The organism is Frankia alni ACN14a (assembly GCF_000058485.1).
GTDB classification, from domain to species: Bacteria; Actinomycetota; Actinomycetes; order Frankiales; family Frankiaceae; genus Frankia; species Frankia alni.
Genome location: NC_008278.1, coordinates 2,803,229 through 2,818,533 on the forward strand (window position 1 = coordinate 2,803,229; position 15,305 = coordinate 2,818,533).

Annotated in this window: 4 protein-coding genes; all 4 read left to right on the top strand. The window is 73.6% G+C overall.

Translation table 11 applies throughout. The annotated features are described in order from the left end of the window. Positions 1 to 4 precede the first annotated feature (4 nt). Positions 5 to 6,772 carry a type I polyketide synthase gene (locus tag FRAAL_RS11200; RefSeq protein WP_011603719.1) on the top strand — a complete coding sequence of 2,256 codons (6,768 nt, stop codon included), beginning with the start codon at positions 5 to 7 and terminating at the stop codon, positions 6,770 to 6,772. A 1-nt stretch (position 6,773) separates the two neighbouring features. Then, positions 6,774 to 9,932 (top strand): type I polyketide synthase, encoded by a 3,159-nt coding sequence (locus FRAAL_RS11205; RefSeq protein WP_011603720.1) that lies wholly within the window; start codon positions 6,774 to 6,776, stop codon positions 9,930 to 9,932. 210 nt (positions 9,933 to 10,142) lie between these two features. Then, entirely contained in the window at positions 10,143 to 13,493 is a 3,351-nt protein-coding gene (locus tag FRAAL_RS11210) for an AMP-binding protein (protein WP_157892047.1), read from the top strand. Positions 13,494 to 13,551: 58 nt separating this feature from the next. Further along, positions 13,552 to 15,132: an FAD-dependent monooxygenase gene (locus FRAAL_RS11215; RefSeq protein WP_011603722.1), complete on the top strand. Its 1,581-nt coding sequence runs from the start codon at positions 13,552 to 13,554 to the stop codon at positions 15,130 to 15,132. Positions 15,133 to 15,305 lie beyond the last annotated feature (173 nt).

Here is a 15,305-nt window from a genome sequence, read left to right on the forward strand (position 1 = left end):
AACGATGACACACGACAACAACGGCGAGGTTCTCGACTACCTCCGGCGAACATCGATCGAGCTGGTCGAGACCCGTCGACGGCTGGGGGAGCTGACGCGGGCCGCCGCCGAACCCATCGCGGTGGTGGGAGTCGCCTGCCGCTTCCCCGGCGCGGTGAACTCACCGGAGGCGCTGTGGAACCTGGTGGCGGCCGGCGAGGACGCGGTGGGGGACTTCCCCGAGGACCGCGGCTGGGACCTGGAGGGGATGTACGACCCGGATCCGAACCGGCCGAACACCTGCTACACCCGCTCCGGCGGGTTCCTGCCCGACGCCGGTGACTTCGACGCGGAGTTCTTCGGGATCAACCCGCGCGAGGCGCTGGCCGCGGACCCGCAGCACCGGCTGCTGCTGGAGACCTCGTGGGAGTCCCTGGAACGCGCGGGTATCGACCCGCACTCGCTGCGGGGAAGCAGCACCGGTGTCTTCGCCGGGCTGGCGTACTTCGGCTATGGAAACCACTTCTTCACGCCTGAGATCATCTCGGGCTACGGGCAGACCGGTTCGCTGCTGAGCGTGGCGTCGGGTCGCATCTCGTACGCGCTCGGCCTGGAGGGACCGGCGGTGTCGACCGACACGGCCTGCTCCTCGTCGCTGGTGGCGGTGCACCAGGCGGTGCAGTCGCTGCGTCAGGGCGAGTGCACGCTCGCTCTGGCCGGGGGTGTCACGGTCGTGGGCACCCCCCAGGTGTTCCGGGAACTCTCGCGTCACCGGGGACTGGCGGTGGACGGCCGGTGCAAGGCCTTCGCCGACGCCGCGGACGGCGCCGGGTTCTCGGAGGGCGTCGGGGTTCTGGTCCTGGAGCGGCTGTCCGACGCGCAGCGCAACGGTCACCGCGTCTGGGCGGTGATCCGCGGGTCGGCGGTCAACCAGGACGGGGCGTCGAACGGCCTGACCGCACCGAACGGTCCGTCGCAGCAACGGGTGATCCGGGCGGCGCTGGCGAACGCCCGGTTGCGAGCCGCGGACGTCGACGTGGTGGAGGCGCACGGGACCGGGACGACGCTCGGCGACCCGATCGAGGCGCAGGCGATCCTGGCGACCTACGGGCAGGACCGGGACGCGGCCGACCCGCTGTGGCTGGGGTCGCTGAAGTCGAACATCGGTCACGCGCAGGCCGCCGCCGGCGTGGGCGGCATCATCAAGATGATCATGGCGATGCGGCACGGGACGATGCCCGCGACCCTGCACGTGGATCGCCCGACGACCCACGTCGACTGGTCGGCCGGTGCCGTGGAGCTGCTGACCGAGGCCAGGCCGTGGCCGAGCACCGACGAGCGGCCCCGGCGGGCGGGTGTCTCCGCCTTCGGCATCAGCGGAACCAACGCGCACGTGATCCTGGAACAGGCCCCCGCGGAGCCCACCGCGCCCACCGCGCCCGACGCGGCCACCCGGCCGGCGGCCGGTCCGGCGCTCGGCGGGGTGGTGCCCTGGGTGGTGTCGGCGCGCTCGGAGCAGGCGCTGCGGGCCCAGGCGGACAAGCTGCGCGACCTCGCCGTGACCCGGCCTGACCTGGACGTCGCCGATGTCGGATGGTCGCTGGTGTCCGGCCGCGCAGGCCTCGACCACCGCGCGGTGGTGCTCGGACGTGACCGCGAGGAGCTGGCCGACGCCCTGCGGTCCCTCGCCGAGGGCACGCCGTCCACCACGGCCGTCCGCGGTGTCGCCGGCGGCCTCGGCGACACCGTGTTCCTTTTCCCGGGGCAGGGGACACGGTGGGCCGGGGCGGCCCGGCCGCTGTACGACACGTTCGACGTCTTCGCCTTCGCCCTCGACGAGGTGTGCGCGCGTTTCGACTCGCACCTGCCCTTCGACCTGCGGTCCCTGCTGCTCGCCGACGAGTGCGCGCCCGAGCTCGCCGGCCGGACCGACCTCGCGCAGCCGGCGTTGTTCGCGCTGCAGGTCAGCCTCTACCGGCTCCTGGTGACCTTCCTCGGGACGCCGGACCGGCTCGTCGGCCACTCGATCGGGGAGATCGCCGCCGCGCACGTGGCCGGAGCCCTGGACCTCGACGACGCGGCGCGACTCGTGGCCGCCCGCGGCCGGATCATGCAGACGCTCGACGAGCAGGGCGCGATGGTGGCGGTGCGTCTCTCCGAGGCCGCGGCGAGCGCCCTGCTCGACGGGTACTGCCGGGTGGGCATCGCCGCCGTGAACGGTCCGGAGTCCGTGGTGCTCTCGGGCAGCCGCGCCGAGGTCGTCGAGCTGCGGGAGCGGCTCGTCGCCGGCGGCACGTCGGCGACGCTGCTCGGCGTCGACCATGCGTTCCACTCGCCGCTCATGGAACCGATCATGGCCACGTTCGAGGCGTCGATCGGCACGCTGCGCCCGGGCAGCCTCTCGATCCCGGTCGTCTCATCCCGCACGGGCCGCGAGATCACGGCGCAGGAGCTGACGTCCCCCGAGCACTGGGTGCGCCACGTGCGGGAACCCGTGCGCTTCTTCGACGCGGTCGAACGCGCCCGCACGGCCGGAGCAGACGTCTTCGTCGACGTCGGCCCCGGTTCGACGGTCGCGGGCATCGTCCGGGAGGCCTGCACCAGCGCCGGCGTGGACGGCGCGGTGGTCCTGTCCACGTCGCGGCGGGACCGCGGCGCGGTGGCGGCGCTCGTCGGCGCGCTGGCCGAGCTGCATGTCCGGGGCGGGGTGGTGGACTGGGCGGCCTGGTTCGGGTCGCGCTGCCAGGTGGACCTCCCGACGTACGCGTTCCAGCGGCGGCGGTACTGGCTGGACTTCCAGGCCGGCGCGGGCACGGCCGACGTCACCGACGCGGGGCTCGACGCGGCCCGGCACCCGCTCCTGGGAGCGGTGGTGGAACACCCCGGCACCGGTGAGGTGGTGTGCACCGACCGGTGGTCCCTGCGCACCCACGGCTGGCTGGCCGATCACGCCGTGTTCGGCGCCGTCGTCCTTCCGGCGACGGCCCACCTGGACCTGGCGCTGTGGGTGGGCGACCTCGTCGGCTGCGCGACGGTGGAGGACCTTTTGCTGGAGGTCCCGTTGCTGCTTCCCGCCACGGGAGACGTGCAGGTGCGGGTCGTCGCCGGTGCGGCGGACGAGGACGGACGCCGCGAGGTGCGGGTGTACTCGCGTGCCGGCACGCAGGCCGGGACGGAGGGCGGCTGGACCCGGCACGCGACGGGGAACCTGGCACCGGCCGCGCCGCCGGGCACCGAGTGGACGCGGGACGCGCGAGCCCTGGCCGTGTGGCCACCGGTCGGCGCGCGGCCGCTCGACATCGACGGACTGCACGACAGCTTCGCGGCCGCGGGCTTCGACTACGGTCCGGCGTTCCGCGGACTACGGGAGGTGTGGCGGCGCGACGACGACCTGTTCGCGACGGCCACGCTGCCGGCGGACGCCGACGGCGCGGCCACCGGCGTCGCCGCCGGTGGGTCGACGGGCGGCCCGGACGGCCAGGGGTTCGTGCTGCATCCGGCACTCATCGACGCGGCACTGCAGACGGTGGTGGCCGGCGGGGTCGTCGAGGTGGGCGAGGAACGGGGATCCATGCCGTTCCAGTGGTCCGGGGTGGAACTGGCAGGACCGTGCGGCCCGCACGTGCGGGTCCGCGTTCGCCCGCTCGGGGAGGGGGCCGTGTCCGTCGTGATCGCAGACGAGCACGGTCGCCCGGTCGCGCACGTCGCGGCGCTGACCTTTCGCCCGGCGGTTGCCGAGCAGGTCCGTGCGGTGCGCGGCGGGCAGGACCGCGCGCTGTTCGCCTTGCAGTGGCGGCCGGTGGAGCCGGCCGAGCCGGCGGCGACCGACCGCGAGCGGTGGGCTGTCGTCGGGGCGAGGCACGGGTTGGCCTCCCGGCTTGTCGGGACGGGTGACGCGCAGGTTGTGTTCCACGAGTCGGTCGACGACCTCCTCGCGCAGCCGGTGGTGCCCCGCCACGTCGTCCTGTGCCTGGACGACCAGCTCGGCGGCCCCCCGGACGTCGGCCTGGACGTCGGCCTGGACGTCGGCCTGGACGTCGGCTCGCGGGTCGGCCGGGACGGAGTCCTGGCCGGCGACCCGGATCCCCTCGCCGCCGTGACGGCCGCGGGCACCCAGGTGCTCGGCTGGGTCCAGCGCTTCCTCGCCGAGGAGTCGCTCGCCGCGTCCACGCTTGTGGTCCTGACCCGGTTCGCCCAGCTCGCCGGCGGATCCCGCGGTGTGGAGAGCCTTCCCGGCGCGTCCGTGTGGGGTCTGCTGCGTTCCGCCCAGACGGAGCATCCCGGCCGGTTCCGACTGGTGGACATCGACGACGCGCCGGCGTCCTGGGAAGGTTTCCCGGACGTGCTGGCCCGCGGTGAGGACCAGCTGGCGGTGCGGGACGGGCGCTGCCTCGCCCCGCACCTGACGTCGGCCGCGCCGCCCACCGGTCTGCTTGAGCCGCCGCCGGCCGGAGCCTGCCGACTGGGCATCACCGACAGGGGGACGCTGGAGAACCTGACCTGGGTGCCCGCGCCCGAGGCGCAGGCCGCGCTGACGAGCGGCCAGGTGCGTCTCGCCGTGCACACCGCCGGGCTCAACTTCCGCGACGTCACGATCGCACTGGGCCTGGTCGACAGGACCGCCCTCGACGCCGGGCTCGGCAGCGAGGGCGCCGGCACGGTGCTGGAGGTCGCGGACGACGTCCGCGACCTCGCGCCCGGCGACCGGGTGATGGGCATCTTCCCCGGTGCGTTCGGCCGGGTCGCCGTGGCGGACCACCGCCTGCTCATGCCGATCCCCGAGGGGTGGAGCTACGCCGAGGCGGCGTCCGTGCCGGGTGCCTTCCTCACCGCCTACTACGCGCTGTTCGAGCTGACCCACCTCACCCGGGGGCAGCGCCTTCTCGTGCACGCCGCGGCGGGCGGGGTCGGGATGGCCGCGGTAGCGCTGGCGAAACACGTCCGTGCCGAGATCTACGCGACTGCGAGCCCGGCCAAGTGGCCCACCCTGCGTGCCCTCGGCCTGGACGACGAGCACCTGGCCTCGTCCCGGGACCTGGCCTTCGTGGACCGGTTCCTGTCGGCCACGGACGGCGCCGGCGTCGACGTCGTCCTGAACTCGCTCGCGCACCACTTCGTCGACGCGTCGCTGCGCGTGCTGCCGGGTGGCGGGCGCTTCCTCGAGATGGGCAAGACCGACATCCGTGCTCCCCACCAGGTGGCCGCCGATCACCCCGGCGTCGGCTACCAGGCGTTCGACCTCTACGAGGCCGGCCCGGACCTGATCCACAAGATGTTCCGGGCCGTCATGGACCTGTTCGCCGACGGACTGGTGCAGCGGGGACCGATCTCCGTCTGGAACATCCGCGACGCCCGCCGGGCGATGCGCGAGATGAGCCAGGGCCGCACCATCGGAAAGGTCGTCTTCGAGGTGGGCGACGGCTTCGGCGGCGGGACGGTCCTGGTCACCGGCGGCACCGGCGGAGTGGGCTCGCTGCTGGCGCGGCACCTCGTCGCCGACCACGGCGTCCGCAGCCTGGTGCTGGCGAGCCGTCGCGGCATGGCGGCCGACGGGGCGGCCGAGCTGGTGGCGGACCTGCGCGGCGCCGGGGCGCTCGTCCAGGTCGCGCGGTGCGACGTGGCGGACCGGGACGAGATGGCGGCGGTGCTCGCCGGCATGCCCCCCGGCTACCCGCTGACGGCGGTCGTGCACGCGGCCGGTGAACTGGCGGACGGCACCGTCGAGTCGCTGTCCGCCCGCGGCCTCGAACGCGCGCTGCGGGCGAAGGTCGGCGGGGCGGTCACTCTGCACGAGCTGGTCCAGGGGCGTCCCCTGTCGGCGTTCGTCCTGTTCTCCGCGCTGGCGGGCACGCTCGGCGTCGCCGGGCAGGCCAACTACGCGGCGGCGAACGGGTTCCTGGACGGCCTGGCCGCGCGACGCCGGGCCGCGGGACTCGTCGCAGTCTCGTTGTGCTGGGGCTGGTGGGAGCAGCGCAGCGGCATGACCGGGGGACTGGGCCAGGCCGACTTCGCCCGCATCCAGCGTCTGGGTGTCGCCGCGATGCCGACGGCGCAGGCACTGGCGTTGTTCGACGCCGCCAGCACCCACGACAACCCGGTCCTCGTCCCGGCCCGGCTGGACGTCGCGGCGCTGCGCGAACGGCCCGACGGTGAGGTGCCGGCGCTGCTGCGACACCTCGTCGAGGCCAGCCGGCCGTCGCGTGGCCGCACCGCCGGGACCGGCAGGAGCCAGCCGCCCGCCGCGCTCGCCCTGACGGCCAGGTTGAGCACGCTTCCGGACGACGAGGGCCGCGCCGCCGTGCTGGACTGGGTCCGCGAGGAGGTCGCCGTCGTCCTCGGACATGCCGGCGGGACGGCCGTCGCCGCCGACCAGGCGTTCACCGATCTCGGGTTCGACTCGCTGACGTCGATCGAACTGTGCAACCGCCTGTCCGCCACGACCGGCCTGCGCCTGCCCTCGACCCTCGTCTTCAACTATCCGACGCCGCGTGAGCTGGGCGAGGAGGTCCTCGGCAGGGTGCGCGACGCGCAGGGCGCCCATCCGGGTGCGCAGCGGGCCGCGGACCCGAGCCCGACCTCGCCGGCGGACGAGGAGATCCGTGCGGTGCTGCGCACCGTCCCGATCGACCGGCTGCGCGAGGCCGGCGTCCTGGACCTGGTTCTCGAATGCGCGGACCCGGTTCGGACGGGCGCGGCCGACCCGACGACGCAGGCGTCCACCGACCCGGAGGGACGTGGGGCGATGTCCCTGGCGGCTCTCGTCGACCTGGTGCTAGAGGAAGGCAACGCGTGACATGAGCGACTCCACGCAACAGACGACGGACGACGCCCGGCGGGTCGAGCGGGCGCTGCGCACGCTGCTGGTGGAACGGGACCGTCTGCGCCAGGAGAACGAAGCCCTGCGCGCCGCGAGCACCGAGCCGATCGCCGTGGTGGCCATGGCCTGCCGCTATCCGGGCGGCGTCACCTCCCCCGAGCAGCTGTGGGAGATGGTCCGTGACGGACGCGACGTCGTGGGCGAGTTCCCGACCGACCGCGGCTGGCCGGACGTCTACAACCCGGATCCCGACGCCCCCGGCGGTTCGTACGTGCGTCAGGGCGGATTCCTGTCCGACGTCGCCGACTTCGACTCCGACTTCTTCGGTCTCACTCCGCGGGAGGCGCTGGCGACCGATCCGCAGCAGCGGCTGCTGCTGGCGACCTCCTGGGAGGTCCTCGAACGGGCCGGTATCGTCCCCGCGGACCTGCGCGGAGCCGAGGTCGGCGTCTTCGCCGGGGTCAGCTCCTCCGAGTACGGCGCCCGGTTCGCGGCGGCGAACGGGCACGAACTGGAGGGCTACCTGCTGCGCGGCAGCGCGCCCAGCGTCGCCTCCGGTCGGGTGGCGTACCACCTGGGGCTGACCGGGCCGGCGGTGACGGTGGACACGGCGTGTTCGTCGTCGCTGGTGGCGCTGCACCTGGCCGTGCGGTCACTGCGCGCGGGAGAGTGCTCGCTCGCGCTGGCCGGGGGTGTGTCCATCATGGCGACCCCGGCGATCTTCGTGGAGTTCTCCCGCCAGCGCGCCCTGTCCCCGGACGGCCGGTGCCGGTCCTTCGCGCAGGGCGCGGACGGGACCGGGTGGGCCGAGGGAGCGGGTGTCCTGCTGCTGGAACGGCTGTCCGACGCGCGCCGGGCCGGCCATCCCGTGCTGGCGGTCGTCCGCGGCTCGGCGGTGAACTCCGACGGGGCCAGCAACGGCCTGAGCGCCCCGAACGGCCTGGCCCAGGAGAAGGTGATCCGCCAGGCACTGGCGGACGCCGGGGTCGCGGCGGCGACGGTGGACATGGTGGAGGCGCACGGCACCGGCACCTCGTTGGGCGACCCTATCGAGGCGGCGGCGCTGCTGGCGACCTACGGTCAGAGCCGCACGTCCGACCGGCACTCGCGCCGGCCGCTGTGGCTGGGGTCCATGAAGTCGAACATGGGCCATGCCCAGGCCGCCGCCGGGGTCGCCGGGGTGATCAAGACGGTGATGGCCATGCGGCACGGGCACCTGCCGCGGACCCTGCATGTCCAGGAGCCCTCCCGGTTCGTCGACTGGTCCACCGGGGCCGTCGAGCTGCTGGTCCAGGGCCGCGAGTGGGCCCGCGGCGACGATCCGCGGCGCGCCGCGGTGTCGTCGTTCGGGGTCAGCGGAACCAACGCCCACGTGATCCTGGAGGAGGAACCGCCGCCGGACCGCGGTGCCGAGATCGCCGCCACGGCAGATCCAGGTGGGGCGGACGGCGCGGACGTCGCGGCGCTCGGCGGATGGGTGCCGTGGGTGCTGTCCGGTCGGGGCGCGTCGGCCCTCGCCCGGCAGGCGGACAGGCTGCGCGACGTCGCCACCGACCTGGAGGACGACGTCGCTGACGTCGGGTGGTCGTTGGCGTCGCTCCGGTCGGCCTTCGAGCACCGCGCGGTGGTGCTCGGGCGTGATCGTGGCGAGCTGCGGGACGCCCTCACCTCGCTGCGTGACGGCGCGGAGTCGGCGCGGGTCGTGCGTGGTGTCGCCATGGAGAACAACGGGGTGGTGTTCGTCTTCCCGGGCCAGGGCTCGCAGTGGGCCGGGATGGGACGCGAGCTGTACGACAGCTTTCCCGCGTTCGCGCGGACCTTCGACGCGTGCGCGGCCGCGCTGGCGGAACGGGTCGACTGGTCGCTGCACGACGTGCTGCGCGGGGTGGCGGGAGCACCCGGCCTGGACCGCGTGGACGTGGTGCAGCCGGCGCTGTTCGCGGTGATGGTGTCCCTGGCCGACCTGTGGCGATCGTGGGGGGTGAGACCGGCCGCGGTGGTCGGCCACAGCCAGGGCGAGATCGCCGCCGCCTACGTGTGTGGCGCGCTGTCGCTGCGCGACGCCATGAAGGTCGTGGTGCTGCGCAGCAGGGCGCTGGTGGGCCTGGTCGGACGCGGCGGGATGGCCTCGGTCGCGCTGCCGGCGGACCTCGTGGCGCAGCGGCTGCGGCAATGGCAGGCCCAGCTGGGTGTCGGCGTCGTCAACGGGCCCCGTTCCGTGGTGGTGTCCGGCGAGTCCGACGCGCTCACCGAGTTTCTGGAGAAGGTGAAGGCCGACAGGATCGGGGCGCGGCAAATAGCCGTCGACTACGCATCCCATTCGCCGATGGTGGCCGACGTGCGTGCCGAGGTGCTCGAGGCGCTGGCAGGTCTTCGGCCCGAGACGTCGACGGTTCCGCTTTATTCGACCCTGCGGGGAGAAGTCATTGACACGGCCGAGATGGATGGTGCCTACTGGTATGACAACCTGCGGGAGAAGGTGCTCTTCTCCGCATCGGTCGGGCGCCTGATCGAGGATGGCTTCCGGGTCTTCCTCGAGGTGAGTCCCCACCCCGTCCTGGCCGTCCCGGTCCAGGAGATGATCGAGGAACGCGACGACGCGGTGGTACTGGCGTCGTCCCGGCGGGACCGCGACGCGGCGGAGACGCTGCTGGGCTCGCTGGCCCAGCTGTACGTCCGCGGCACGAGCGTCGACTGGAGGGCGCTGTTCGGGACGCGCCGGCGGGTGGATCTTCCGACGTACGCGTTCCAGCAGCAGCGGTACTGGCTGGACTCCTCGTCCGCACCCGCACCGGTGGTCTCGCCCGTGACCTCGCCGTCCACCGACGAGGAGCGGCTCGTTTCCTTCCCGGAGCGGCTCGTCTCGCTCTCGGCGGGCGAGGCGTCGCAGGTCGTGCTGGAGCATGTGCTGCACACGATCGCCGTCGTCCGGGGGCAGCCGAGCGGGGAGGTGGTCGGACCGGACCAGGACTTCCGGGATCTCGGGTTCGACTCCCTGCTCTCGGTGGAGCTGAGCAAGCGGCTGGCGGCGTCGACCGGGCTGCGCCTGCGCGCGAACCTGGCGCTGCGCCACCCGACGCCGAACCTGATCGCCGGCCACATCATGTCCTCGATCGCCGACCGCGGCAGGGGGTGACCGCACCGCGTCCCGCGGCGCCAGCGCGCGCTGGTCGAGAACCACGTTCATGCCGGTCCGTTCGTCCACCGAGATCCTGATCCCTCGTCCCGTCGTTCCGTCATCGCCTTCCTCCTTCGTCCGTTCGCACCTTCGTTCCCAGTTCGGAAAGGCGGCGGAAGCCTGCCGTGAAGTCGGCCCCCAGGATTTCTTCTCTAGGAGATGATCTGTATGCGAAGCTTCGACGCGACCGCCGCCCAGAAGGGACTGTGGCTGGCCGAGAACATGGCCCCCGAAACGCTGAACCACGCGCTGTTCATGTGGGATGTGGACGGCGAACTGGACGCGGCGGCCATGGCATCCGCGTTCCGCCACGTGCTGGACGAGGCGGAGGTGCTGCGGGTCACCTTCGTCGACGACGGCGGCGACGGGCTGCGGCAGGTGGCCCGGGAGCTCGGAGACTGGCAATCGTTCTTCCTGGATCTGAGCACCGAGCCCGATCCGCCGGACGCCGCCCGAGCGGCCCTGGCCGACGTGGTGGGGCGGCCCTTCGATCTGGAGCGGGATCTGCTGGTCCGGCTGGGCGTGATCCGACTGGCGCCAGCCCGCTCGCTGGTGGTGATCGCCTATCACCATCTCGTGTCCGACGGGTACGGCGCGGGGGGCCTGTTCTCGCGCCGCCTCGCCGAGGTGTACACGGCGCTGGTGCGCGGCACGCGGGTCCCCGGACTGCCGCGCCGGTGGGACGTCGAGACGCTGGCGGCCGAGGAGGCGGCCTACCGGGCCTCGCCGGCGTTCCGCGAGGACACCGACTTCTGGCGTGAGTACCTGGCCGCCCCGGTGCCGGTCGCCAGGGTGCCGCGCGTCGCCCTGTCCGAGCCGATGCGCCACGCGTTGTCCGAGCCGATGAGCGAGGCCGACCGCTGGTCGCCCGTGGCCGAGTCCATCGGCATGGTGAGCCGGACGCTGAGCGTCGCGCGGGCCGAGGCCGACGAGTGGGCCGCGACGGCGAGATCCCTGGGCGTGTGGATGTCGTCGCTGCTGGCCGCGGCCGCGGCGGTGTACTTCCGGCACCGGCTCGACCAGCCCGAGTTCCACTTCTCGCTGGCCGTGGGCAACCGGACCGGCGCCATGGGCACGACTCCCGCCCTGGCGGTCAACGTCGTGCCGTTGCGCGCGCGGGTGTCGCTCGACGCCACGTTCGCGCAGGTCGCCGACGCGATGGTCGACGAGACCTACGAGATCTCCGGGCACACCGCCTGCCACTACTCGGAGATCCAGCGTGCGGGCGGACGCGGTCCGACCGACCGCGGCAGTTTCGGCGCCGTCCTCAACGTCGTCGAATTCGTGGAACAACCCCGGTTCGGTGACAGCCCGGCGCGCTACGTCGGGGTGACGACCGGCGCCTTCGGCGAGCTGTCGATCGGCATCTACTCCGACGGCAGTGCCGACGGCGACCTGCTCCTGCGGCTGGACGCGCCGGCGAGCCTGTACAGCGCCGGGGAGCTCGGCTTCATGGGCGCGGAGCTGCTCGGGTACCTGCGCGCCGTCCTGGCCGCCGACGCGGAGCAGCCGATCGGCACGCTCAACCCGGTCGGCGTCCTCGATCCGGTCGGCGAGCCCGCGTCCGGATCCCCCCCGGCCTCCGTCGCCGGGCACCGGCAGCAGCCGACGGCGTCGGGCACGCCGGCCACGGCGCCGGCAGCACCGCGGCGGGCGCCGACGGTGGTGGACCTGTTCGCCCGGCAGGTCGAGCGGACGCCGGACGCCGTCGCGGTGGTGTCCGCGGACCGCAGCGTCACCTACCGGGAACTGGACGAGTCCTCCAGCCGTGTCGCCGCGGCCTTGCGACGTCGGCGGGTCGAGCCCGAGACGACCGTGGCGGTGGCGATGCCCCGGTCGGCGGACCTGGTCGTCGCCCTGCTCGCCGTGGTGAAGGCGGGCGGTGCGTACCTGGCGATCGACCCGACCGCCAGCGCGGCGCGGATCAGGTCGGTGGCCGGCGGAGTCCCGGTGGGTCTGCTGATCGCTGACGCGGGGACGGCCGACGCGCCGCGCGCCGTCCTGGACGTGCCGGCGGTCTCGCTGGACGACCTTCGCGGTGGTGGCGCCGGCGACGACAGCCGCGGCGGGCGCGACGATCTGGAGCGGGGCGGCGACGGCACGCCGGTCCGGTCGTGGCCGGACGCCCTGGTGACCGTGCTGCATGGCAGCGGCACGGACGGCACGAGCACCGGCGTCGCCGTCACGCACCGCAACCTTGCTGCTCTGGTCCAGGACGGGCGCTGGCGCGAGGGTGCCCGCGGCGCCGTGCTCTGGCAGGCCCCGCCGGACGTCGACGCGTTCGCGCTCCAGCTGTGGGCTCCGCTCGTCGGCGGCGGCCGGGTGGTCGTGGCCCCGCCTGGCGAGCTGGACGCCGACGCCCTGGTCACCGCGCGCGCGGCGGCCCAGGTTCACACGGTGCCGCTGGCGGCGGACCTGCTCCCCACGATCGCGGCGCGGCGACCCGCCTGCCTCGCCGACGTGCGTGAGGTGTGGACGGGAGGCGATCGGGTGCCCGCGGCCGCGGTCGAACGAGCCCGGGCCGGCTGCCCCGAGCTGACGATCGTCACCGGATTCGGGCCGCCGGAGACGACCGGGCTCGCCGCCGGCCGCCGGCTCACGCCGGACGATCCGCCCGTGGCCGCGGGCGACGTCGGCCATCCCGTCGACCACGTCACGCTCTACGTGCTGGGACCGGGGCTGGTCCCCGTTCCCCCCGGGGTGACCGGGGAGCTGTACGTGGCGGGGCCCGGCGTGACCCGCGGCTATCCCGGGCAGTCGGGGCGGACGGCGACGAGGTTCGTGCCCTGCCCCTTCGGCCCCCGCGGCGCACGCATGTACCGAACGGCGGACCGAGTGCGCTGGGCAGCCGGCGGCGGCCTCGAGTACATGGGCCCGGCCAACGGCCAGATCTGGATTCGTGGTGACACCGTCGAGCCGGCGGAGGTCGAGGAGGCGCTGGCGGCGCATCCCGACCTGGCCCAGGCGGTCGTGGTCGCGAGGAGGGACGGCGCCGGGGAGCAGCGGCTGGTGGCCTATCTGGTCCCGGCGCAGAGCGGAGCGGCCCTCGGCCCGGACTCGTCCGTCGCGGTGGCCGGCCCGTCCTCGGACGACCTGCGTCGCTTCGCCGCGCAACGGCTCACGGCGTCCGCCGTGCCGTCGGTGTTCGTGTGGGTGGATCGCCTGCCTGTGGCCGCCAACGGCCGGGTCGACCAGACGTCCCTGCCGGAACCCGACTTCGGGCACGGGACGTACCGGGCCCCCCGCAACGACACCGAGCGCACCCTGGCCAGGGCGTTCGCCGAGGTCCTCGAGCTGGAACGGGTGAGCATCGACGCCGACTTCTTCGATCTGGGGGGCAACTCGCTGCGCGCGGTCCGACTGGTGGGTCTGATCCGGGCCGAGCTGAACCTCGAGGTGTCCATCCGGACGTTGTTCGCGACCCGCACGATCGTCGGCCTCTCGGACAAGTGGGAGGGCCTGGCGCGGTCGAGCCGACCGGCTCTGCGCAGAAGGACCAGGGCGGGAGCGCTGCTGTGAGCACGGTCCGTCAGAGGCGGGACGTAGTGATCCACATGGATGGGAAAGGTGCGGTGACATGAGTAACGGCGACATGCGGGACGCGGGTGTCGACACCGACGTCGTGATCGCGGGTGCCGGGCCGACGGGTCTGATGCTCGCCTGTGAGCTGCGGCTGGCCGGCGTCGACGTGGTCCTGCTCGACCGGCTCGCGGGGCGCACGGGTGAGTCGCGAGCCGGCGGTATGCACTCCCGTACGCTGGAGGTGCTCGACCAGCGCGGGGTGCTGGACCGCTTCCTGGAGGCCGGCGAAGTGCAGTCGGTGGGCCACTTCTCGGGGCTGTGGCTGGACTTCGACGCCTCGGAGTCCAGGTACGCCCAGCCGCTGATGGTGCTGCAGTCCGTCATCGAGCGACTCCTGGAAGAGTGGGCCGCCGAGCTCGGCGTCCGGGTGCGCTGGTCATCCGAGGTCTGTGGGTTCCGCGAGGACAGTGACGGCGTGACGGTGGAGTGGGGAACGGCACCGGCGGCCCCCACGACGCTGCGCGCCCGTTACCTGGTGGGCTGCGACGGCGGGCGCAGCGCGGTGCGCAAGCTGGCCGGCATCGAGTTCCCCGGCACACCGGCGACCATGACCGCGCTGCTCGGCGACGTCGAGCTACCCGACCTGCCGGAGGACTACATCTTCATGCGGCGCTGCGAAGGCGGCCACTTCTCGGCGATCGCCTTCGAAGCCGGCTGGTACCGGGTCATCACCTCGGAGTACGACCGGGTCGCGGAGAACGGCGAGCCGGCGACGTTCGAGCAGCTGCGCGAGTCGCTGATCAGACTCGCCGGGACTGACTACGGCATGCGGGCCCCCCGGTGGATCTCACGGTTCAGCGACGCGGCCCGCCAGGCCGCCCAGTACCGCAAGGGCCGGGCACTGCTCGCCGGCGACGCGGCGCACATTCACTATCCGGCTGGCGGGCAGGGGCTCAACATCGGTGTACAGGACGCGGTCAATCTCGGCTGGAAACTCGCCTCGGTAGTGCGTGGCGGGGCTCCGTCCGAACTACTGGACAGCTATCACGCCGAGCGTCATCCGGTCGCGGAGCGGGTCCTGCGCAACACCCGGGCGCAGTCGGCCCTGGCACGTCCCGGTCCGCAGATGGACGCCCTGCGTGACGTGTTCAGTTCACTCATCGTGTTCGACGATGTCAACCGGCAGCTGAGCGGAATGCTGACGGCCCTCGACGTCCGGTATCCGGTCGGTGGCGGTCATCCGCTGGCGGGACTGCGCGTTCCCGACGCCGATCTCAAGACCTCCGAGGGCGAGACCAGCGTGCACCTGCTGCTGCACGCCGCCCGCGGCGTGCTGCTCGACCTGCAGGGCAGCGCGGAACTGGCGGCGGCTGCCCACGGCTGGGCGGACCGCGTCGATCTGGTCGAGGCACGCAGCGAGGACGCGTTCTGGCCGGTGCCCGTCGTCGGCGAGATCAGCGCCCCCGCCGCGCTGCTCATCCGCCCCGATGGCCACGTCGCTTGGGTGGCTGGCGCCGGCGACGCGGCTGACCTCGCCGCGCTGCGCACCGCTCTCCACACCTGGTTCGGCCCAGCCCGGTCAGGAGTCGCGGCCGCAGGGCCCGGGCGAGGCCCCGGGCGCACGACGTCGTCCTGATCGGGGCGTGGTTCCGGTGCGGCTGATCGCGGTCGTCGTTCTGTCCCGGCGACGGGACAGAACGACGACCGCTGTCGGGCCCCGGCCGCGTCAGCTCCTCGGACGCATCGGCTGACGCAGCCGCGGATGCGAACAGCTCTGCCGTGCTTGAAGGGCCCGGCGCGTGGGTCTAT

Bases quoted from the DNA above. Each gene is read 5' to 3' on its own strand.
- FRAAL_RS11205 (WP_011603720.1), top strand. From the start codon at position 6,774: ATGAGCGACTCCACGCAACAGACGACGGACGACGCCCGGCGGGTCGAG.
- FRAAL_RS11215 (WP_011603722.1), top strand. From the start codon at position 13,552: ATGAGTAACGGCGACATGCGGGACGCGGGTGTCGACACCGACGTCGTG.
- FRAAL_RS11210 (WP_157892047.1), top strand. From the start codon at position 10,143: ATGCGAAGCTTCGACGCGACCGCCGCCCAGAAGGGACTGTGGCTGGCC.
- FRAAL_RS11200 (WP_011603719.1), top strand. From the start codon at position 5: ATGACACACGACAACAACGGCGAGGTTCTCGACTACCTCCGGCGAACA.